This is a genomic window from Microbacterium sp. Y355 (assembly GCF_059445345.1).
In genome coordinates this window covers 1,817,394-1,838,585 of record NZ_JCAIUD010000001.1, presented here as the reverse complement: position 1 = coordinate 1,838,585, position 21,192 = coordinate 1,817,394, and the positions used below count along the sequence as shown (strand labels likewise).

General features: G+C 63.9%; 23 protein-coding genes. 13 read left to right on the top strand and 10 right to left on the bottom strand.

The annotated features are described in order from the left end of the window. The first annotated feature begins 100 nt into the window (after positions 1 to 100). The 3 genes from AC1C2O_RS08870 (at position 101) to AC1C2O_RS08860 (ending at position 2,466) form a co-directional block, all read left to right on the top strand. Complete coding sequence (locus AC1C2O_RS08870) at positions 101 to 937, top strand: alpha/beta fold hydrolase (RefSeq protein ID WP_495431712.1); 837 nt, start codon at positions 101 to 103, stop codon at positions 935 to 937. A 9-nt stretch (positions 938 to 946) separates the two neighbouring features. Further along, positions 947 to 1,597 (top strand): GNAT family N-acetyltransferase, encoded by a 651-nt coding sequence (locus AC1C2O_RS08865; RefSeq protein WP_495430065.1) that lies wholly within the window; start codon positions 947 to 949, stop codon positions 1,595 to 1,597. Positions 1,598 to 1,662: 65 nt separating this feature from the next. Beyond that, positions 1,663 to 2,466 carry a MerR family transcriptional regulator gene (locus AC1C2O_RS08860; protein ID WP_495430064.1) on the top strand — a complete coding sequence of 268 codons (804 nt, stop codon included), beginning with the start codon at positions 1,663 to 1,665 and terminating at the stop codon, positions 2,464 to 2,466. On the opposite strand, the gene AC1C2O_RS08855 is transcribed toward AC1C2O_RS08860, so the two are convergent. Next, the gene (locus tag AC1C2O_RS08855) at positions 2,453 to 2,809 is read right to left on the bottom strand and encodes a winged helix-turn-helix transcriptional regulator (RefSeq protein ID WP_495430063.1); all 357 of its coding nucleotides are present in this window, start codon (positions 2,807 to 2,809) and stop codon (positions 2,453 to 2,455) included. The genes AC1C2O_RS08860 and AC1C2O_RS08855 overlap by 14 nt on opposite strands. Before the next feature lie 80 nt (positions 2,810 to 2,889). On the opposite strand from AC1C2O_RS08855, the gene AC1C2O_RS08850 reads away from it, so the two are divergent. Further along, a complete protein-coding gene (locus tag AC1C2O_RS08850; RefSeq protein ID WP_495430062.1) occupies positions 2,890 to 3,675 on the top strand; it encodes an NAD(P)H-dependent oxidoreductase in 786 nt (261 codons plus the stop codon). 140 nt (positions 3,676 to 3,815) lie between these two features. On the opposite strand, the gene AC1C2O_RS08845 is transcribed toward AC1C2O_RS08850, so the two are convergent. The 5 genes from AC1C2O_RS08845 to AC1C2O_RS08825 all read right to left on the bottom strand — a co-directional run bounded on the left by AC1C2O_RS08845 (position 3,816) and on the right by AC1C2O_RS08825 (position 10,266). Then, positions 3,816 to 6,542 carry an alkaline phosphatase family protein gene (locus AC1C2O_RS08845; RefSeq protein WP_495430061.1) on the bottom strand — a complete coding sequence of 909 codons (2,727 nt, stop codon included), beginning with the start codon at positions 6,540 to 6,542 and terminating at the stop codon, positions 3,816 to 3,818. 158 nt (positions 6,543 to 6,700) lie between these two features. Next, positions 6,701 to 7,429 (bottom strand): GntR family transcriptional regulator, encoded by a 729-nt coding sequence (locus tag AC1C2O_RS08840; protein ID WP_495430060.1) that lies wholly within the window; start codon positions 7,427 to 7,429, stop codon positions 6,701 to 6,703. Between the two features lie 95 nt (positions 7,430 to 7,524). Next, the gene (locus tag AC1C2O_RS08835) at positions 7,525 to 8,283 is read right to left on the bottom strand and encodes an SDR family NAD(P)-dependent oxidoreductase (protein ID WP_495430059.1); all 759 of its coding nucleotides are present in this window, start codon (positions 8,281 to 8,283) and stop codon (positions 7,525 to 7,527) included. Positions 8,284 to 8,389: 106 nt separating this feature from the next. Continuing rightward, a complete protein-coding gene (locus AC1C2O_RS08830; RefSeq protein WP_495430058.1) occupies positions 8,390 to 9,265 on the bottom strand; it encodes an SMP-30/gluconolactonase/LRE family protein in 876 nt (291 codons plus the stop codon). A gap of 59 nt (positions 9,266 to 9,324) precedes the next feature. After that, positions 9,325 to 10,266 carry an SDR family oxidoreductase gene (locus AC1C2O_RS08825; protein WP_495430057.1) on the bottom strand — a complete coding sequence of 314 codons (942 nt, stop codon included), beginning with the start codon at positions 10,264 to 10,266 and terminating at the stop codon, positions 9,325 to 9,327. Positions 10,267 to 10,389: 123 nt separating this feature from the next. Here AC1C2O_RS08825 and AC1C2O_RS08820 point away from each other — a divergent pair, with 123 nt between their 5' ends. Then, entirely contained in the window at positions 10,390 to 11,232 is an 843-nt protein-coding gene (locus AC1C2O_RS08820) for a helix-turn-helix transcriptional regulator (RefSeq protein WP_495430056.1), read from the top strand. Between the two features lie 57 nt (positions 11,233 to 11,289). Here the strand turns inward: AC1C2O_RS08820 and AC1C2O_RS08815 are convergent, their stop codons facing one another. Both AC1C2O_RS08815 and AC1C2O_RS08810 read right to left on the bottom strand, forming a co-directional pair. Then, positions 11,290 to 12,333, bottom strand: coding sequence for an NAD(P)-dependent alcohol dehydrogenase (locus tag AC1C2O_RS08815; RefSeq protein ID WP_495431711.1), 1,044 nt, complete (start codon positions 12,331 to 12,333; stop codon positions 11,290 to 11,292). A 110-nt stretch (positions 12,334 to 12,443) separates the two neighbouring features. Then, positions 12,444 to 13,250, bottom strand: a complete 807-nt coding sequence (locus AC1C2O_RS08810) for an aggregation-promoting factor C-terminal-like domain-containing protein (protein ID WP_495430055.1) — start codon at positions 13,248 to 13,250, stop codon at positions 12,444 to 12,446. A gap of 238 nt (positions 13,251 to 13,488) precedes the next feature. Here AC1C2O_RS08810 and AC1C2O_RS08805 point away from each other — a divergent pair, with 238 nt between their 5' ends. The 6 genes from AC1C2O_RS08805 (at position 13,489) to AC1C2O_RS08780 (ending at position 16,642) form a co-directional block, all read left to right on the top strand. Then, complete coding sequence (locus tag AC1C2O_RS08805) at positions 13,489 to 13,830, top strand: PadR family transcriptional regulator (RefSeq protein ID WP_495430054.1); 342 nt, start codon at positions 13,489 to 13,491, stop codon at positions 13,828 to 13,830. 2 nt (positions 13,831 to 13,832) lie between these two features. Further along, the gene (locus tag AC1C2O_RS08800) at positions 13,833 to 14,201 is read left to right on the top strand and encodes a DUF1048 domain-containing protein (protein WP_495430053.1); all 369 of its coding nucleotides are present in this window, start codon (positions 13,833 to 13,835) and stop codon (positions 14,199 to 14,201) included. Then, entirely contained in the window at positions 14,198 to 14,995 is a 798-nt protein-coding gene (locus tag AC1C2O_RS08795; RefSeq protein ID WP_495430052.1) for an ABC transporter ATP-binding protein, read from the top strand. Before AC1C2O_RS08800 ends, AC1C2O_RS08795 begins: the two co-directional genes overlap by 4 nt. Beyond that, positions 14,995 to 15,759, top strand: coding sequence for an ABC transporter permease (locus AC1C2O_RS08790; protein WP_495430051.1), 765 nt, complete (start codon positions 14,995 to 14,997; stop codon positions 15,757 to 15,759). Before AC1C2O_RS08795 ends, AC1C2O_RS08790 begins: the two co-directional genes overlap by 1 nt. A gap of 144 nt (positions 15,760 to 15,903) precedes the next feature. Beyond that, entirely contained in the window at positions 15,904 to 16,287 is a 384-nt protein-coding gene (locus AC1C2O_RS08785; RefSeq protein WP_495430050.1) for a VOC family protein, read from the top strand. Between the two features lie 43 nt (positions 16,288 to 16,330). After that, a complete protein-coding gene (locus tag AC1C2O_RS08780; RefSeq protein ID WP_495430049.1) occupies positions 16,331 to 16,642 on the top strand; it encodes a hypothetical protein in 312 nt (103 codons plus the stop codon). 54 nt (positions 16,643 to 16,696) lie between these two features. Here the strand turns inward: AC1C2O_RS08780 and AC1C2O_RS08775 are convergent, their stop codons facing one another. Beyond that, complete coding sequence (locus AC1C2O_RS08775) at positions 16,697 to 18,427, bottom strand: L-aspartate oxidase (protein ID WP_495430048.1); 1,731 nt, start codon at positions 18,425 to 18,427, stop codon at positions 16,697 to 16,699. Positions 18,428 to 18,497: 70 nt separating this feature from the next. Here AC1C2O_RS08775 and AC1C2O_RS08770 point away from each other — a divergent pair, with 70 nt between their 5' ends. Then, positions 18,498 to 19,430 carry a LysR family transcriptional regulator gene (locus tag AC1C2O_RS08770; protein WP_495430047.1) on the top strand — a complete coding sequence of 311 codons (933 nt, stop codon included), beginning with the start codon at positions 18,498 to 18,500 and terminating at the stop codon, positions 19,428 to 19,430. Positions 19,431 to 19,442: 12 nt separating this feature from the next. On the opposite strand, the gene AC1C2O_RS08765 is transcribed toward AC1C2O_RS08770, so the two are convergent. Next, complete coding sequence (locus AC1C2O_RS08765) at positions 19,443 to 19,712, bottom strand: glutaredoxin domain-containing protein (protein WP_495430046.1); 270 nt, start codon at positions 19,710 to 19,712, stop codon at positions 19,443 to 19,445. Positions 19,713 to 19,861: 149 nt separating this feature from the next. On the opposite strand from AC1C2O_RS08765, the gene AC1C2O_RS08760 reads away from it, so the two are divergent. Then, positions 19,862 to 21,184, top strand: coding sequence for an extracellular solute-binding protein (locus tag AC1C2O_RS08760; protein ID WP_495430045.1), 1,323 nt, complete (start codon positions 19,862 to 19,864; stop codon positions 21,182 to 21,184). Positions 21,185 to 21,192 lie beyond the last annotated feature (8 nt).

The following is a 21,192-nucleotide window of genomic DNA, read 5'->3' as shown; positions in this document are numbered from 1 at the left end:
AAACGTTTCCAACGGTGACCAAACTATGTCATCGGAGGGTGTTCGGTGTCAAGGCGGCCATGGGAATCTGGCCAGGAGGCATGATTGGACCGTGACCCGAATGCACCTCACCCGAGAACTGCGCTGGCGTGGCCGATCCGTTGCCTGGGAACGTCTAGGGGAAGGGCCAGCCCTCGTATTCCTGCATGGCACTCCGTGGTCGTCAGCGTTGTGGCATCCCATCGCGGAAGCACTCTCTCAGCGGTTCACGGTCTACCTCTGGGATATGCCCGGCTACGGTGCCTCGTCCAAAGACGCCGCGCACGCGGTCGACCTCGGTACGCAGGGTGAGCTGTTCGCTCATCTGCTCACGCAGTGGGGGCTCGATCGGCCGCATATCATCGCCCACGATTTCGGCGGCGCGGTCGCCCTTCGCGCGCGGCTGCTGCATGGCGCTCAGTTCGCCTCACTCTGTCTCGTCGACGTCGTAGCAGTGTCGCCCTGGGGTTCGCCGTTCTTTACGTTGGTCAAGCAGCATGCCGAAGTCTTCGCCCAATTGCCACCGACGGTGCATCGCGGTGCCATCGACGCGTACATACGCGGCGCGAGCCATCGAGGCCTGCGCGACGATGACCTCGCCATGCTTGTGGAGCCGTGGCTGGATGAAGCGGGACAAGCCGCGTTCTATCGCCAGATCTCGCAAGCTGACGAACGCTTCACCGACGAGATCGAGCCGAAGTACGGCACTCTTACCGAACCAGTGCACATCATCTGGGGCGCCGAGGACACCTGGATCCCGGCTGATCGAGCGGCTCGGCTTCGACACGCGATCCCGCACGCATCGGTCGCGCTCATCCAGAACGCTGGGCACCTGATCCAACTCGATGCTCCCGCGGCGCTCTCCGCAGAGCTCACCAGGTGGCTGATCGAGGAAGCACGTATCCGCAACGTGGGATAGCGTCACGGAATGGAATTGGAAGACATCTGGCCGCTGTTCGGACTCGAGATCAGCACTCCGAGGCTGGTACTGCGACCGATCAGAGACATCGACCTGCCAGAGCTCGCGCAGGCGGCTCTTGACGGTGTGCATGATCCTGAACGGACGCCATTCAGTGTGCCGTGGACCGACGCCGATCCCCGTGACCTGCCGAGGAACCTCGCGACATTCCAGTGGAGTCTGCGCAACCGCGTCTCGGAGCGACACTGGAACGTCGCCTTCGGCGTCCACTTCGAGGGTCGCGTTGTCGGGTCGCAGGATCTCTCTGCCCACGACTTCACCGACCGGCGCACGGTGAACACCGGATCCTGGCTCACCCAGCGGGTGCACGGTAAAGGTCTGGGAACCGAGATGCGCGCCGCGTTGTTGCTGTTCGCGTTCGATGTGCTCGGAGCGGAATGGGCTGAATCCGGTGCTGCGAGCTGGAACGAGGCATCCCTGAAGGTGTCGAAAAAACTCGGCTACGAGCTGAACGGCATCACTCGGGTCGCGCCGCGGCAGGGCGAGCCCGTCGACGAGCAGCGTGTGCGCCTTGAAAAGGCTGCGTTCGTGCGTCCAGACTGGTCGATCGAGGTCAGCGGTGTGGAACCCGCCCTCGCCCAGTTGGGTGTGAAGCGCTGAGCAAAGGTCCGAACCGATCACGCGATACTTGACCCTGACACTGTGGCAGGCGGGAGAACTGAGACATGTTATCCATCGGAGCTTTCGCGCAGATCGGCCAGGTGACTCATCGGATGCTTCGGCATTGGGACACCGCAGGTCTGCTCGTACCGGCTCACGTGGACGAGTTCAGTGGTTATCGCTCTTATGACCCATCGCAGCTGGAACGACTGCATCGGATCGTCGCGCTGCGTCAACTCGGGTTCGGTCTCGATGACATCTCATCGATTCTCAACCAGGGAGTTGACGCGGATCGCATCGCTGCGCTGTTGCGAATTCGGCGTGCCGAGGTCGAGCAGGAGCATCGAATTGCCGCTGGCAGACTCGTTGACGTGGAACGGCGGCTTCACCTCATCGAGAAAGAGAATCACATGTCGCACATTGAAATCATCGAGAAGCCCCTGCCCGCTGTCCGCCTCGCAGCCCGTCGCACTGTCGTCGCCGATCAACCCGACGTTGCAGGCTTCGTGGGACCAGCTTTCGATGCCGTCTCAGAGGTCATCGGCGATGAGTGCGGGTCGCTGACGACGCCGATCGCCCAGTACGAGACGATCGACGGCGGACTCCAGATCATCGTGGGGTACGCGTATAACGGTCCCGCTCGGGACGGCTTCGAGATCATCGAGATGCCGGCCGCGGAAGCCGCCGTCTGCGGCATCCATCTCGGATCGATGGAGCACATCGCCGAAAGCTGGCAGGCGATCCACTCCGAGATCTTCGCTCGAGGTCTGGTGCATTCCGGCCCGTGCCGCGAGCTGTATGTGCGAGCCGTTTCGGATGACCAGTCCGACTGGGTGACGGAGCTGCAGCAGCCGGTCACTCGGCGTTGAGTGTGACGCCTTCTTTGTGGTCGGCAGTCCACTGCTGACCCCACTGATCCATCATCTCGACGAGCGGCTCCAACGAGCGGCCTTGAGGAGTGAGTGAATACTCGACGCGTGGCGGAACCTGCGCGAACACTTCACGATGCACGAGATGGTCGGACTCCAGTTCGCGCAACTGACGGGTGAGCACGCGGTCGGTGATGTCGCCGATGTCCCGACGGAGTTCGCCGAATCTGCGCGTGCCGGCTAGAAGCTTCTGGATGATCGTCAGCTTCCATGACCCTCCGACGATGCTCACCGTCACCTCAACGGGGCATACGGAGGCGGCATGTGTGGTGGAAGATCTCATTTCGACACTATCCAGACAGTCGGTATAGGACAGAAAAGTGCATACTTCACAAAATATGGAGTAGGTGGTTCGATCGTTGCATGTCTACGAGAAGGCCACAAGCGCTTTATGTCTACGTGCATCCCGATGAACGGTCGTTCAACCGGCAACTATTCGAAGCGGGGCGAGCCGCACTCGAACGCACCCACGACGTTGTGACGAGCGACCTCTACGCCATGGAGTTCAACCCTGTTCTCACCCGTGCTGATCTGGGTGGTTTCGCGCAGTCGGATGAACCTTTCCTCACACGTTGGGCACATGCGTACGCGGAGGGGCAGCTTCCTGAGGATGTCCGTATCGAACAGCAGAAGCTATTGGATGCTGAACTTGTCGTCTTCCAGTTCCCGCTCTGGTGGTACTCGGTGCCTGCGACGCTCAAGGGGTGGTTCGATCGGGTGTTCGCGTCTGGATTCGGATTCGATGTGCTTGATCCCGCGACTGGCATCCCGCGGAAATACGGTGACGGTGTGCTTGTCGGGAAGCGCGCCCTGATCTCCGTATCGCTCGGCGAAGGCCTTCGCTCGGTGGCGCCGCGTGGGATCGCGGGTGATCTTGATTCTCTTCTCTTCCCCCTTACTCACGGCACGCTGTTCTACACCGGCATCGAACCACTTCCGCTTCACATAATCGCGGATGCCGATGACCTGGGTCCTGATGATGTGGAGCGTGAGATCAGGCGATTCACTGATCGCATCGCCGGTGTGGCGGAGGAGACTCCGACCCCGTATCGCACGATGATGAGCGGTGACTATCGTCCAGGTCGTGCTTTACGCGAGGAGTTCGCACCGGGGCGCACCGACCTCGGGATCCACCGCGTCGACACGTGATCCCCACCGCAGATATGGAATGCGATGGCGACGATGAAGTAGACGACCAGGCATGCCGCGGCGACGAGAGACACCGCGCCTCATCCCACGAGGGAACGAGACGCGGTGTCGACCAGATGCGGTGCTGCCTTCGCTGCCGATCAATCGATGCGTATCGCCTCCGACTCGAGCATCACTGGGGTTGACCCGTCCGTGGTGCTGGTCACCTGCACGGTGATGTCGTGGTTCTTCCACGCACCGGTGAGATGGAATTCTTCACTGGTCGCGCCGTCGATCGGCTCGCCATCGGACAGCCACTGATAGGTGAACTCTGCGCCCTCAGCCCAACTGCCCTCGTTGACCGTGAGCTTCGCGCCGGGCTTGATGCCGTTTTTGTGCGTTGACACGATGACCGGTTTCTTGGCGACGTAGACCTGAGGATCATCGATCGCCCAGAACCAGCCACCGGTCGGCGCGGCCAGGTGCCAGGATACCGTCATGGTCGTGGCGCCGGCGGGCACCGGAACCTCGGCAGAGATCCTCTCTGAGGTGATGGCCGAGGTCAGATCCAGTACCGGGGTCGATTCGCCCCCGTCGAAGGCGACGGAGACCGACGCAGTTTGTCCGTCTGCCGGACGGTACTGGGTCATAAACGACACAGCTGCCGTCTTCCCATTCGTGACATCGTACGAAGAAGAGGTGAGCGTGGAATCGAATCCGCCCGCGTGGTCCTTCTCTCCCCAGGCATCCGGGTCAGCGACCGCCCAGACGTCGCGACCGCGAACGAAGTTCTCTCGATCCTCGTACTGGTTCGTCCCCGTCCAGAACACGTCAGTGGCGAAGCTCCATCCGCGCCACTCAGTCATGCCATCTGCTCCCATTGCCGAGTTGTCGATCGACCAGTCGGTGGGGGCGGCGTTCGTCCAACCCGCGTAGCCCGCGCCAGGGCCGGTCTCGTCGACCGCCGTCTGCAACGCAGACTTCAGCGTGTCGAAGGGATCATCCGACGGTGTGCCGATCGGTAATCCGTCGAGTGCCGAGTCAAGAGGGAAGCCCATGTGATCGATCACGGTTGCCGCGATGTCAACGAGCTCAGGATCGCGCTCGGCGATGACCTGGTTCGGGATGCCGCTTCCCATGGCGTAAACGAACACTCGACGCTCATCCAGCTCGGGGCCGCCGTGTCCGTGCCCGACGAATCCATGATCGGGGGCAACCATGATCACCCACTCCTCGTCGTCGTATGTGGGGCGCGTCTGCACTGCCTCGACCAGGCGACCGATTCGATCATCGGTGCTCTCGACGGCGACCCGGTACTGGGCGCTCTCACGGCCGAAGGAGTGGCCCTGGTCGTCCGGCGAGCCGAAGTACACGTAGGCGGCATCCGGGTTCTGCTCGGAAAGGAGCTGCTGCATTGCGACGGTTTCGGCTTCGTCTCCTGCGGGGTAGCCCGAGTATGGTCCACCAGGGTTCGCCGGCATCAGCGCGTCGATCTCGTCCGACAGCACGCCGCCGCTGAACAGGTCGAGCCAATCAGCAGTGGCGACGGTGGAGAGGTCAGGGTTGAGGCGTTCAAGGCGAGTGAGGAAGTCGGGATAGGTGTCGAACTGCTGGCCCTCGAACGTATAGTTCCGCACTCCGGACTTGTCGGGCCAGACGCCGGCGAGCTGACTCGCGTGGCCTGCCCAGCTGGCGGTGTTCGCGTATTCGGGTGCGTAGAGGTAAGAGCTTCCGGCGAGGCCGGCAGCCTGGATCGCGTCGAGGTTCGGTGTGTCGAACTGGTGGATCTGATCCCAAGCCAGCCCATCGACGCCCACCACGAGCACCTTCTGGTTGCTGGTTCCGTTGGGAACCTCAGGCACAGGTAGATCCGGGTCGAAGATCGGGCGCACCTGCACGTACCCCGTGGACGGCATGGTGAAGGTGTTGCGTGTGACGGTCAGTCCAGCCGGACTCATGACCTCCCATGTGCGCAGGTGATAGCCCGCATCGGGTGTGGCGATCAGCGTGATCATCTCGCCGGCGTCCGCCGATTCGACATTCGCTTTCGCGGAGCCGTTGGCGCCAGCGAGCACCGTGACGCTGCCGTCTTCCGGGATCGTGCCCTCCGGTGCCACCGCGCGGAAACCAGTTCGCACCTGTTCGGCATCGAGCGGAACTTCGTAGAACGCGAAATCATCGAAGAGGCCGGTGATCCACGTGTTGGGGTAGGGGGTGAGAATGTCGCCGGACCCGTCGGAGCCAATTCGGAAGGGCAGGCCCGAGTCGAGCGTTCGCGCGCCGCTGGGAAGCGAATTCACGAGTTCCCCGTTGCGGTATACCGACTGCGTCTGCCCGTCGAGATCGATGACAACGGTGATGTGGTTCCATTCGGGCAGTGCAGCAAGGCCACCCGCGGCGAGATCGAAGAGATCGTACTGTCTGCTGCCGTTGAATGAGGCGTAGAGATCCGTGTTCGCGCCCTGATTCGCCAACGTGATTCCGGGGTTGGTGCCGGTGCGCCAGTTCTGGTTGCTGAAGATCGAGCCATCCGATGATTTCTCGGCCTGCTTGTACCAGAACGAGGCCGTCATGCCAGATGCTCCCGGCTGCACGTCGACAGGCAATGAGACATAGTTCTGTCCCTTTGTTACCAACAATGCCTGGCCGTTGACGCCTGCGGCGTACGCGGGATCATGCGCGTTGCGCGGCTCTGCGTCTTGCTGATTGCCCGATTCATCGGCCAGGTCGCCGTCAAAATCGTAGGAAACCGCCGGGGAGAGTGGTTCTTCTGCGGCCTCCGCCGCAACCGACGGCGCCGCAGTGAGTGCTCCGACGGCGAGCGGCAGGGCGAGGACCCCTGCGAGCAATCGGGAGGTATTGCGATTCCTCGTGCTGTCTACGTGCATGGTGACCTTTCGGCAGACGGGTTGACAGAGACAACCTCAAAGAACCGGGAGGCGGCAACGAGCGGGTGAACGCGAGGTGGCAATCGTCGTAAGAATCCGCGATCTCACCCAGAAAAGTCAGACCTGCGTGCACATTGGGCGCGTTTACGCGGCGAGGACTACTTGACGTCGCTCGGGGCGACCTGCGAAGCGGCGAGCACTTCGAAGACGACAGTGCCGGGCACGTAGCGGTCGTCGTTGGACCACAGGGGCAGTCCCTCATCGGTGACCGCAACATGGCGCACCCGCAGCAGAGGGCTCGAGCGCCGGATCCCCAGCGTGTCGGCGTCGACGGTGCTCGCCGCAACCGCGTCGATGAGATGACGCCCTTGCGCAACCGATACGCCGGTGCTCTCGAAGGAGACGACAATCGACGGCACGTCTTCCGCCAGGGCAGCGACGCGAGGAGCCAGCCACTCCGGGAAATAACTGCGCTCAAGCATCACTGGCCGCGCATCGAGCGTTCGGACGCGCAGCACTCGAAAGCCCTTGTCCCTGAGTGGCACCCCCAGATCGCGCGCTTCCTCGGCGGTCGGGTGGTCCCGTGTGCGCTCGAGGATGCTGCCGCCGGCAGTCATTCCCCGACTCCGCGTCCACTGCCCGAAGCCCATCAGCCGCCCGAAACCCTGGATCTGCGAGATCGACCGGATCACCCAGCCTCGACCTCTGATCGGTGAGATGAGGCCCTTGTGCGCGAGCGAACCGAGGGCGCTGCGCACAGTGCCTCGAGAAACGGCGAACTCGGTCGCCAGATCGGCTTCAGGCGGCAGCGAAGACCCGATGGCGAACTCGCGCTCATTGATGCGAAACCCGAGTTGAGCGGCGATCTCGCGGTACCTGGCGGCCATATCGCCAGGCTAGTCGGGGTGTCGCCTACCGGATGCTTTGCCGAACGGGGCTGCTCGAATTCTTCGGCAACTGTTCGCTTCTGGCAGGGGCAGCGTCACCGAAGGTGAGACGCGCCGTTGAGGTCGAGGACCGCGCCGGATGCCCACTGCGCCCCCGGTGAGGTGAGGTAGATGACCGCTGCGGCCACTTCATCCGGAGTGCCGACGCGACCGAACGGGCTTTGCGCTCTGAGCGCGTCTCCGCCGTCGCCCGTGAGCTTCGACTCCTGTCGTTCGGTGCCGATGAACCCGGGAGCGATGCTGACGACGGAGATCTGGTGCGGCGCGAGTGCCACAGCCAGGGACTGCCCGAGCGCGTGCAGTCCGGCTTTCGCCGCTCCGTACGCGGGGTAGTCGGGCTCGCCTCGGTTTGCTCCGCGCGAGCCGATGTTCACGATCGTTCCCGGCTTCCCTGCGTCGATGAGCGCGTTCGATACGAGATAGCTCATGTTGGCAGCGGCGAGGAGGTTGACGTCGATCATCTGCCTCCAGGCGCGTATCCATGTGGCGTAGTCGGTCTGGTCGACGCGGTGAAAGTTCGCTTCGTTGGGTGCCATCGCCGCGTTGTTCACGAGGATGTCCACGGATCCGAGGGCACGGACGCTCTCATCCAGCACGTTTCGTGCGATCTCGGGGTCGGTGAGGTCCCCGTTCACGAGGTGGTGTCCCTGACCGCTCAGAAGGCTCAGAGTCTCTTCCGCGGATGCACGGTTGGAGCCGTAGTGGACCGCAACGCGATCACCGCGATGGCTCAGGGCGATTGCCGTAGCCCGTCCAATTCCGCGCGAGGCGCCGGTTACCAAAGCGTTGACCATCTACTTGCCTCACTTGTCGAGTGATGTCTGTGGCGAGAGAGCCGAGATCACATGACGACGTTATCTCGTGAGCGGGGTGCGGAGTTGACGGCACCGGTGCAGTCCTTCAGCGAACGGCACGCGTCGATGTTCGAAGCCGGTAGAGGCTCGTCGTCGCGGTGATGAACAGATCGGTTCCGTCGTCTCCTCCGAAGCACACGTTGGCGACAACTTCGGGCACAGGGACGAACAGGAGTTCTGCGCCATCGGTCGCGAAGACATGAATACCGTCGCCTGCTGACGACCACACGCGGCCTTCGACGTCGACTGCGATGCCGTCGGGAAGGCCGACCTCGATCGTGGCGAAGTGTCGGCCACCTCGTGCGTGGGCACCATCGACGTCATACGCGCGGATCCAATGCCCTGGCCCGTCATCCAGACCGGACCCAGTGTCCGTCACGTATATGGTGAGCCCGTCGGGGGAGAAGGCCAGTCCGTTCGGGCGGTCCATGTCGTCGATGACCGACGTGAGGCCGTCTTCCTTCGACCAGCGGAAGACCCGACAGCCCCCGTACTCGCGCTCGCCGGGATGCCCCTCCTGCGGTTGCACGATGCCATAGTCCGGATCGGTGAACCAGTATGAGCCATCGGGCGCGAGCGCCACATCGTTCGGCGAGTTCAATCGATGCTCGCCCCAGTGGTCGACGATCTCCGTCACCGTGCCGTCGGGTGCTTCCCGTTCGAGTCGACGCATCCCGTGAGAGCACTGCACGACGCTGCCATCGCGGTCGAGCATCCGACCGTTGGTGAACTCGACGCCATCCCGGTGCACGCTGACCGCGCCCGTCGCCGCATCCCAGCGCATGATGCGGTTGTTGTGGATGTCGCTCCACCGCACTGCCCGCTCGGCGGGCATCCACAGCGGGCCCTCGCTCCAGGTCGCCCCGGTCGCGAGCCGTTCGATGTTCGCGCCGTCCGGCAGCAGATTCGTATCGGTCGTCATAGTTGGGCGCCTCCTGATCCGGGAATGATGACTCCCGTGATGGTACCGGTGACGACTCGCTACGGGGCGACCGTTACCGCGACCAGCTCCTCCGAGATCTTCCATACTCGCGCAGCCTCTTCTTCGCCGCGCAGCCGGGAATAGAGCTTCTGCTCGGCTGGCGCGCCGCCCATTTGGCCGATCCCGCTCGGCCCGTACAGGCGACGGCGGCCGGTATCCGGCGCGGTGACGGCAGCCAGCGCAGCGAGCGCGGCGGTTTCCGGCGTCCCGACGACCAGCCCGCGTGCTGAGGCCCAGCGGATCACCTTGACGCCCAGAGTGTCTTCGCTTCGTCCGATTTCAGCACGGGCGGAGAGCAAGCTGGTTGGCGCGATGCCCGGATGAGAGAGGTTGCTGGTGATGCCCCAACCCGCGACAGCACTTCGTCGGTCGAGTTCGAGTCCGAAGAGCCCGAAGGCGATCTTCGACTGGCTGTAGGAGCGCATCCCGTCGTAGGAATTCTCCCAGTTCAGATCCGCCCAGTTGATTGACCCCTGGTTCGCAGCCACGCTGATCTGCGAGGTGACACGTGCGTGGCCGGCGCGCAGCAGCGGCAGCAGGTGTGCGACAAGCGCGAAATGGCCGAGATGGTTGGTGCCGAACTGCAGTTCGAACCCGTCAGCCGTCGTCTGCCGCTCGGGTGGAGTCATTACGCCGGCGTTGTTGATGAGCATGTGAACCGGTCGTCCGTCAGCACGCATAGTCTCGCCCAGAGAAGCCACCGATTCAAGCGATGACAGATCCAAGGGCAGCAGCGCGATCTTTGCGTCCGGGACGAGCCGCCGGATGCCGTCGGCGGCTGCCTCACCCTTGCTTGCGTTGCGCACGGGGAGGACGAGTTCAGCACCCACCCGAGCGAGACGAGTGGCGATCCGCAACCCGACGCCGTCGCTGCCTCCGGTGATGACGGCGCGACGGCCGGTCAGCGTGGGGATGGTGATGTCGATGGTCCTGCGTGGCATGTCGGTGCTCCTTCGTTGACTTCCTCCACTCTGCGGGTTCTTACATCCGGCATCCAGGACCTCTCAGTCAGTGGATACCGATCGTGTCCGAGTGCCAGGATCGATGCAGATGGAAGGCGAGACATGGTGATCGACAAAGCAGGGCTGGCGGACTTTCTCCGCCACCGGCGTGACGCGCTGCAGCCGGAAGACGTCGGGCTTGCGCATGGTCAGCGTCGGCGGACCGAAGGGCTCAGGCGCGAGGAAGTCGCCGTGCTCTGTCACATGTCGCCCGACTACTACGCCCGGCTGGAGCGGGGCAGTGGACCGCAGCCCTCAGCGCAGATGATCGCTTCGATCGCCCAGGGGCTGCACCTGTCGATCGAGGAGCGGGATCACGTGTTCCGTCTCGCGGGCCATCAGCCGCCAGCGCGCGGGCTGATGAGCGATCACATCAGTCCCGGGATGCTGCGCATCTTCGATCGCCTGCAGGACACCCCCGCCGAGATCGTGACAGAGCTGGGAGAGACGCTGCGCCAGACCCCGCTGGGCGTCGCCCTCACGGGTGACCTGGTTGGTCTCAGCGGGGCGCATCGCAGCATCGGCTTCCGGTGGTTCGCTGATCCGCGGACGCGGGATCTCTACGCACCGGAGGATCACGGGTTCCTCTCCCGACTGTGGGTCTCAGGGCTCCGTGAAGCGGTTTCGCGGCGCGGACGTGACTCGCGTGCAGGTCAGTATGCCGATCTTCTGCTCGCCCAGAGCGCCGAGTTCCGCGCGCTCTGGGACAGGCAGGAGGTCGGGCTGCGTCCGCGAGAGACCAAGCACTTCATTCACCCCGAGCTCGGCACGCTCGACCTCGCATGCCAGACGCTGCTTGATCCGATGCAGTCGCATCGGCTGCTCGTCTACACGGCGGCACCGGGGTCGGAGACGCACGAGAAGATGCGGATGCTCTCGGCGCTGAGCCCACGCCAGGCGCACTGAGCCAGGCGGGGTACCGCTCCTGGCCGCAAGGCAAGGAAGGGAGCGATGCCGATCGTGTCAGGCGTGCGGAACGACGACCGCTCGACCGGAGATCTCGCCGGCTTGCAGTTTCTCGTACGCAGTGAGAGCTTCGTCCATCGTGAAACGCTCGACGTCGGGACGGATCTGCCCTGAACGGTAGAGGGCTACCACCTCATAGAGGTCTTCAATCGTGCCCCAGTAGGTGTTGAGGATTGCTGCTTCGTACGGGTTGGTGAAGAACGACCACTCCACGACGCCACCCGCGATGCCGACGACGATAAGGCGCCCCTGTTGGCGGATGAGCGACTGACCGAGTGCGATCGTCGGGGTGATGCCCACGAAGTCGATGACGGCATCGACGCCCTTCCCGCCGGTGAGCTCGCGAATGCGCTCGGCCTGGCCGTCGCCTCCGGCCACAGTGACTGCGCCGAAGTCTTCGGCGCGACGCATCGCAGACTCCTTCATGTCGGTGGCAATGACCTGCGCGCCTGTGAGCGCCTTGAGGATCTGCACGCCGATGAGGCCGAGTCCACCGAGTCCAATGACGAGGACGCTCTTGCCTCCGGCCTGAAGCGCAGGAAGAGCGAGTTTGATCGCGTGGTACGGAGTGAGTCCCGCATCGGCGAGTGGTGCGGCGTCGATGGGGTCGGCATCCTCAAGCGGAATGAGGTTCGTGGCAGGCACGGTCATGTACTCAGCCATGCCGCCGTCACGTCCGAGCCCGGTCGCTAGGTAGCCCACCTCGGCGACGTTCTCGCAGTACGTGTCCTGTCCGCGAGAGCACGCCTTGCAGTGCTTGCATCCGATGGGGCCGTAGACGAGGTACGCATCGCCCTTGGCGAACCCGGTGACTCCTTCTCCGACTTCTTCGATCCAGCCGGATGACTCGTGCCCCAGGGTGAAGGCGGGCGGGATTGCTCCTGGAGTGCCCTCATCCATTTCGTTGTAGACGGCGACGTCAGAGTGGCATGCTCCCGCACCGGCGATCTTCAGCAGAACCTCCCCGGGGCCGGGCTTGGGACGTTCTACCTCTTCGATTGTGGGGAATGTCTTGTACTGCGTGTAGCGTACGGCGCGCATGGTCCTGCCTTTCGGTATGACGGTGATCCTGCCGATCTTGTAGTGACCTACATGCCCAGTGTCGCCGCTATCCCTGCTGGTGGGCAGGCGCTTGACAACCTGGCCGCCGCTCAGTACCAGTTCACCGACTGCGAGTGACCCCATGCCGAGCAGGGTGCGCCGTAGGCGCGCTGGATGTAATCCAGGCCCCAGCGGATCTGCGTGGTTCCGTTGGTCGCCCAGTCGTCGCCGAAGCTGGCCATCTTGTTGCCGGGGAGGGACTGCGGGATGCCAGTTGCTCCACCGCCGGAGTTGTACGCCTGGTAGTCCCAGCCTGACTCCTTGTTCCACAGCGAGTTCAGGCAGGAGAACTGGTCGTCGCCCCAGCCGTACTGGTCGGCAGCGATCTGCCGCGCAACATTGCGGGCGCCGTCGGGTGTGTTCGCTGCGGTGAGAGCCGCGGCGGCGGCTGCTTCAGCCTGCTGTTGTGCGATCGCGGCATCAATGCGTCCGCGTAGCGCGGCGGACTGCGCTGTCACCAGCTCGGTCTGTGCGGCGAGGTCGGCGGTGAGGGTGGGGCGCTGCAGTATCGTGTCGACATCGTCCTGCGAGAGCGAGCCGAGCGCGCTCAGGAGGCCTGTGGTTTCAATCGCGATGCTCTCGGCGCCCAGATCAACTTCGGCTGACTTCGCGTCCAGGACGACCTTCGCAGCATCCGTCAATGCGGTTCGGCCGGTGGCAACTGCCGACTCAGCTTCGGCCAATCCCACTCCGAGCTGCGCCGAGTCGGCGACCGCAGCGCGTCCGGGCGAAGCGGCGACGGCGGGGGCCGCAGCCGAGATTCCCGCAGTGACGAGTAGCCCCAGAACCGCTCCCACGGCGAGGGTGATGACAGTGGTGCGCGGGCGGGTGGGTGTGAGCAACTGAGTTTTGGGCATGACGAACGTAACGATCCTTATAGCTATCAGCGCCGCTTCGGGGCGGCAAGCGCGACCTCGGGGCTGGACGCGCAAAGTAACGATTCTGCATCATCGACCCTATGTGTGGCCTCCGTGCCGCCTGAATGCCCGGTGTGAGCGGTCGTTCGAAGATATTGCTACTCAGTCTTGCCAAGTACCGGTACTTAGTGTTACTTTCTACTGGTAGTCAGTGACACCGAGTAGAAGGGAGCAGTCAATGGCAAGTCAACTTACCGAGATGCTCAAGGGCACTCTCGAGGGCATCGTCCTCACCATCCTGACCGAGCGCCCCGCGTACGGGTACGAGATCACGGCGCGGCTGCGCGACGAAGGCTTCGTCGACGTGGTCGAAGGCACTGTGTACGCGCTGCTCGTCCGCATCGAGCAACGCGGCTTCGTGGATGTGAAGAAGGTTCCCTCTGAGAAGGGGCCGCCCCGCAAGGTCTATTCGCTCAATCGGACCGGGCGCACCCAGCTCGGAGAATTCTGGAAGACCTGGAGCTTCCTCTCCGAACGCATCGAACACCTCCACCAGAACACATACGACGAAGGGAAATGATCATGGCAGCAAAGTGGATCGAAGCGCTCACTGGATCGCTCGAACAGAAGAAGCAGTACAAGCAGGACAAGGCCCGCATCGATGGGCTCCCCGAGCCCTATGCGACGGCAGCCAACGCGATGCACCGGTACCTCATGTACTCCGGGAACGTCACCGACGGCGAGACCCTCATGACGATGCTCACCGACCTGGCCGACCTCTGGGAGCGCGCCGCGGTCGACGGCACGCCGGTGCGCGAAATCGTGGGTGACGATCCGGTGGAGTTCACCGAGACGTTCGCCAGCGCGTATCTGGGCAAGCGGTGGATCGACAAAGAGCGCGCACGCCTCACGGCGGCAATCAACGGCGCAGACGAGGAGGAGAAGAAATGATCACCGACAAGTCAAGCGGGCCCGCGATCCGGGTGCAGGGCGTCACGAAGTCTTTCAAGGATCTGCAGGTGCTGCGGGGCGTCGATTTCGATGTCCAGGCAGGCAGCATCTTTGCACTTCTCGGTTCGAACGGTGCCGGAAAGACCACCCTCGTACGGATCCTGTCGACGCTGTTGAAGGCGGATGCGGGTACGGCAGTCGTTCATGGGTTCAACGTCGCGGCAGCGCCGAACGATGTGCGTCAGTCGATCAGTCTGACGGGCCAGTTCGCCGCAGTCGATGAGGTGCTCACAGGCCGGGAGAACCTTGTCCTGGTCGCGAAGCTGCGGCATTTGAAGAACTCTGGAGAGATCGCAGATGAGATGCTTGCCCGGTTCTCGCTCACGGATGCCGGTGCCCGCAAGGCCGCGACATATTCGGGTGGGATGCGGCGTCGGCTTGACATCGCGATGAGCCTGATCGGCAATCCGCCGATCATTTTCCTCGACGAGCCCACCACCGGTTTGGACCCGCAGGCCCGCATCGAGGTGTGGCAGACCATAAAGAAACTCGCCAAGGCGGGAACCACGGTGCTTCTCACCACGCAGTACCTCGATGAGGCGGAGCATCTCGCTGATCGGATCGCGATTCTGCATAAGGGCACCATCATCCAGAACGGCACTCTCGCCGAACTCAAGAAGCTCCTCCCCTCGGCGAAGGTCGAGTACATCGAGAAGCAGCCCTCCCTCGAAGACGTCTTCCTCGCGCTCGTCGGCGAGACATCGACCGCAGCATCCAGCGGAAAGGAACTGTAATGACCAGTCACTTCCTCAGCGACACCCGAGTTCTCACCGGGCGGTCCCTGACTCATATCGTTCGCAGCCCCGACACGATCATCACGACCGCTGTCACCCCGATCGCGTTGATGTTGTTATTCGTGTACGTCCTGGGCGGTGCGATCAACACTGGCTCGGACGAGTCTTATATCAACTACATGCTGCCCGGCATCCTGCTCATCACGGTCGCGATGGGCGTCTCGTATACGGCGTACCGGCTGTTCCTCGACATGCAGGGCGGAATCCTCGAACGCTTCCAGTCGATGCCGATCGCCCGATCCAGCGTGTTGTGGGCGCACGTGCTCACATCCCTGGTTTCGAACCTGCTCTCGATCGCGATCGTTACTGGCGTCGCGTTCGCTATGGGATTTCGTACCGGGGCATCCTTCGGTGCCTGGTTGGCCATCGCTGGCATCCTGACCCTATTCACCCTTGCCCTCACCTGGCTTGCGGTGATCGCGGGCCTCGCGGCGAAGACCGTCGACGGCGCGAGCGCATTCAGCTATCCGTTGATTTTCCTCCCGTTCATCAGTTCCGCGTTCGTGCCCACCGCCTCGATGCCTGGGCCGGTGGCCTGGTTCGCCGAGAACCAGCCGGTGACGTCGATCGTGAACAGTATCCGCGCGCTGTTCACCGAGCAGCCGGTCGGCAACGACATCTGGATCGCCCTGGCCTGGCTCGTCGGCATCCTCGTTGTCGGCTACCTCGCCGCCGTCGCGATCTATCGCAAGAAGATCAGTTGATTGTCGATCCGAATGCAAGGTCGGGCCGTCTCCTTCCGGAGGCGGCCCTTCTTCGTGCGTATACCTGTGGACAGACCTTCGGCGCAGTGAAAGTCTTGAAGCCACGCGCGGATACTGACCGTGACACACACAGGGAGCAGAGCGATGTTCGAGAACTCCGATGCCTTCAGCGGTATGTCGTCCAACGACGTCGCCGCCTCACGCGACTTCTACGAGGGGGTTCTCGGCCTCGTCGTCGTCGAACAGGGCGGTGGCCTGATCGCGGTTCAACTGCCCAAGGGCGGCGCCGTGCTCATCTACCCGAAGGATAATCACCAGCCAGCGACGTTCACGATTCTCAACTTCCCGGTCGAGGACATCGACGCGGTCGTCGACGAGCTTGTCGCCAAAGGCGTGACGATGGAGCGGTATGAGGGCTCAGGGCAGGATGAGAAGGGGATCGCGCGCGGCAAGGCCGCAGGCCGTGGCCCCGACATCACCTGGTTCAAGGACCCTGCCGGCAATATCCTCTCAGTCCTCTCGAGCTGAGGCGGCCGGACGGGAGCCTGATACCGTTCCAAGAACTTGACCCGTGATCGGAGACGCTGTGGCACTGGAGCCGACGCGAGCGCGCCCGATGGCTGGGGCCGCGATCGCCAGCCCGATGCTCGCTGTCGCGGCAGTGGTGACGACGGTGATGGGCCTCTGGTTTGTCGCCATCCCGTGCGCGCTTGCCGGTATCTCCACAAGTCTTCAGGCGCGGCGTGCGCTGCAGGCCGATCCAAATCTGCGGGGGACGACCTTCAGCCTGATCGGCTTCCTCGTTTCCGCGATCGTACTGTTCATCACGCTCTGGCCGGGTGTGCTTTATTTCTGGGGGCTGACTCTCGCTCAGCTGGGCTGAGCTCCTGCGCCGCTGTACCCGGGAAATGCTTCCCGCTAAGGAGCGCGGGTCGGCTCACTCCACGAGCTTGCCCTCGGAGGAGACCTCGCGGATGAGCGCCAGGATCTCGGCGGGCGCGGGTGGGATCTCCTCACGCGTCACACCAGTGGTCGGTGACCACACGAGGTTCACCTGCAGCGCCGGATCCGTATCCGGGAAGTCGCTGCGGTTGTGGCATCCGCGGGTCTCGCGCCTCTCCAGCGCTGCTTCGAGAGTTGCCCGTGCGGCCAGCGCCGAACCCTTGAGGTCGAAGGCGTGCGCGAGATCCTGAAAACCGGCGATGTCGGGGTGGATACCGACATCCTGCATCCGAGCTTCGATCTGGTCCAGCTCGGCAAGCCCAGCCAACAGCCCCTCTTCGGAACGCACCACACCGGCGTGCTCGGTCATTGTGTTGCGGATGCCGCGCTGCAGCGCGCGCACGTTCTCTCGGCCATCGGCGGCGAGCAGGTCATCGATCTCCGCGCGTGCCTCGGCCACCGCCTCTGCTGAGCGGTGCTGAGCGTCCAAGCCCTCGGCGTGTGCGATCGCGGCCTGCCCGACCAGGCGCCCGTACACCAGCAGCTCGATCAGGGAGTTGCCGCCGAGCCGGTTTGCGCCGTGCAGCCCGCTGGAGGCCTCGCCGATCGCGTAGAGCCCGTCGACGTCGGTGCCATGGTCTTCCGGACGCACCCAGACGCCACCCATTGAATAGTGCGCGGTCGGGGCGATCTCGATCGGGTCCGTGGTGATATCGAGCATCTGCAGCTCCATCATCGTCTGGTAGACGCGGGGGAGACGGGTCATGATCGTCTCGCGAGGCAGATGAGATACGTCGAGCCAGACGCCGCCGTTCTCAGTGCCGCGACCCTCCGCGATCTCGGTGTAGGCGGCCAGTGCGACGCGGTCGCGGGTGGAAAGCTCCATCCGCTCCGGGTCGTATTTCGACATGAAGCGCTCGCCGAGTGCGTTGCGGAGGATGCCGCCTTCACCGCGGGCGGCCTCAGAGATCAGGGTGCCAGCGGCGTTCTCCGGCTCGATGATGCCGGAGGGGTGGAACTGCACGAGCTCGGGGTCGCGCAGTCGCGCCCCGGCGTCGACGGCGAGCCGGAACGCGTCGCCGGTGTTCTCATCGCGACGAGACGAGGTGCGCCGCCAGATGCGGGTGTGTCCGCCGGCCGCGAGGATCACCGCATCCGCATGGATCAGATAACGCGTGCCGTCGGACTGATCGAAGCCGTACGCGCCGAAGACGACGTTGTCCTTGACGAGAATGCGCGTGATGTAGACGCCGTCGAGGATCGGCACATCGAGCTGCTCGGCTCGGCGCACCAGCGTGCGCTGGATCTCCAGCCCCGTGTAGTCACCGGCGAATGCGGTGCGGCGGAATGTGTGAGCCCCGAAGAAACGCTGCGAGATGCGGCCGTCATCTTCACGTGCGAAGTCCATGCCCCAGCGCTCCAGATCACGGATGCCGCGCTCCGCGCCCTGCGTGACTACCTCGACCGTGTGCGGATTGGCGAGGAGATAGCTCTCCTTGATCGTGTCGGCGGCGTGCTGTTGCCAACTGTCGTCGGCATCCATCGTCCCGAGAGCGGCGTTGATACCACCCGCGGCAAGAGAGGTGTGTGCGTCATCGCGGTGGCGTTTACCCACGGCCAGCACGTCGACGCCGCGTTCAGCGACCTCGATGGCTGCGCGCAGCCCGGAACCACCGGTGCCGATAACCAGGACGGTGGTGGAGATCTGTCGTTCGCGTGTGCTCATGCTTCCACGCTAAGAACGCGCGCCCGATAACTCCAATGCATTGTTTATCTCGTGTCGATAGACTTTGAGCATGAACCTGGAGCAGCTGCGAGGTTTCGTCGAGATCGCCGACATCGGACACTTCACGCGTGCATCCGAGAATCTGCATCTTGCCCAGCCTTCGCTTAGTCGCCAGATCTCAACGTTGGAGCAAGAGTTGGGCGCCGAATTGTTTCATCGCGCTCGCGGGAACATCTCGCTCACTGACGCGGGGCAGACGCTTCTGCCGCGTGCGCGGCGCATGCTGGCAGATGCCGATGCCATTCGTTCCGAGATGGCAGAGCTCGCGGGTCTCCAGCGAGGGCGTGTGCGTCTCGGTGCCACGCCGACCCTGTGTATCAGCCTCGTCGCAGAGGCGATGGGTGCGTTCCATGTCGCGCATCCCGGTGTGGAGCTGCTGCTCACCGAGGCCGGCTCGAACGTACTGATCGAGCAGCTCTCCGCTGGTGCCGTCGACATGGCGCTCATCACGTTTTCGGATGCGCTTCCGGTGACGGGATCTGCGCTGGTGCGCACGCCCTTGCTGACTGAGGAACTGGTGGTCGTTTCATCGGCGGCGCACCCGCCAGTCGCCACCGACGAGGGCATCGATCTTGCCGATCTCGCACGTCTGCCGCTCGTATTCTTCGCGGAGAGCTACGACCTGCGTGCGACGACGGATGCCGCCTTTCGCGCGGCCGGCCTGGCGCCAACGCCGGTCGTCGAGGGGGCCGAGATGGATGCCGTGCTGCGGTTCGTCGAGCGAGGACTCGGCGTCGCGGTCGTTCCGGCGATGGTGCTGCTCGACCGGCCGACGCTGCGGTCCGCGCGCCTGCGTGACCCGCGTCTTGCCCGTACGATCGGCCTCGCCCACCGCTCTGACGTCAATCCCACCCGCGCGGCGGCGGCGATGCGGCGGGTGATCGTGCGAACGGCCGGTGAGCTCGTCGACCGCGACCCGACGACAATGGCGCTGGTGGGGTAGCAGCGCTTGCTCCTACTCCGCTGGCAGTGCCTTCACGGCCGCGGCCAGTACCTGTGGCACCGTCGGAACGCCTTCGGCGCGGAACACCTGAACGCCCGCGGCATTTCTCACGATCACGGTGGGGGTGAAACGGATGTCCAGGGCCTCGGCGGCATCCGGATCCTGAGCCACATCGATCTCGGTGATCGTCGCGTCCGGGAGGAACCGTGCCGCGTCAGCGAGTACCGCACGCGTGCGTGAGCATGCGCCGCAGAACGCCGACGTGACCAGTGTCAACTCCATAGAGCAACCTCCCTACTCCGCCCCAACGCGCACTCGGGTAAACAAATTCCGTCGGAGGGGTTGCGGTTTAATTAATAAGTGTGGATTATTAATTAATCCATCCGGGTCTGCTCGCGATGGTCTACCTAGAGGCTCACAGAGGAGTTCAGATGCGAAAGATCATGCGAGTGGCGGCGTTCGCCACTGCCGGAGTAGCGGCCCTGGCATTGGCCGGGTGTGGTTCGAGCGGCAGCGGTGCTGCTGGCGGCGAGCTCCCGGACGGCATCCCCGAGACCATCGACGCGGCAGGCGAGAAGCTGACCGTCTGGATCATGCAGGACGACTACAGCGATTCCACGCTTGAGGCGATGAAGGCCGAGTTCACCGAGCGCACCGGCGCTGAGGTCGACGTGCAGGTCCAGCAGTGGGAGGGCATCGCCACCAAGCTCAGCACTGCGCTCGGCACCTCCACCCCGCCGGACATCGTCGACATCGGAAACACCCAGGTCGCCGGCTACGCGGCCAACGGCGCACTGCTCGACATCACCGCGTACAAGGAAGACCTGCAGCAGGGCAACACCTGGCTCGGTGGTCTCGAAGACCCGGCCACCATCGACGGCGTCCTCTACGGCATCCCCGGCTTCGCCGGCAATCGCGCCGTGATCTACAACAAGGTGCTGTGGGCTGAGGCCGGCATCACCGAGGCTCCGACCACGTGGGAGGAGCTGACCGCTGACCTCGACACGTTGGCCGCAGCCAACACGGCAGCAGACTTCTCGCCGATGTACGTCCCCGGCCAGCACTTCTACGTCGGCCTGCAGTTCCTCTGGGAAAACGGTGGCGAGGTCGCCGTCTCCGAGGATGGCGAGTGGACCTCCACTGCTGATTCGGACGAGGCCATCAAGGGCATCGAGGCCTGGAAGGAATTCCAGAACACCTACTCGGTCGCCTCTTCGCGAACCGTCGACGCTGACAACCCCGAGCAGGAGCAGATCTTCGCTGACGGCAAGGCCGGCGCGATCATCGCCACCAACGGCTCGATCAACGCCATCCTCGGCGCCAACCCCGACCTGACCGAGGACGACCTCGGCACGTTTGCCCTGCCTGGCCAGGTCGAAGACACTCAGCCGGTCATGCTTGGCGGCTCGGTCTGGGGCATCGCGGCGAAGAGCCAGAACCCCGACCTCGCGCTCGTCTGGGCTCAGATCGCCACCAGCGACGACATTCAGGTCGACTACGTCTTCGGGGAACAGGGTCTGATGCCCAACTCCGTCGAGATCGGTGAGAAGGTCGCCGCCGACCTGCCAGACACCAAGGTCGGCTTCTTCGCTGCCGCGCTCAACTCCCGTGCCACCCCGGCTTCCCCCGGTTGGACCGAGGTCGAGGGTGCACGCCTGCTGCAGGAACTGTTCTCTACCGTCGCTGCCGGCACCGCCACCCCGGAGGAGGCTGCGGCCACCTACAACACCAAGGCTGACGCGTACCTGAAGTGATCTCGAAG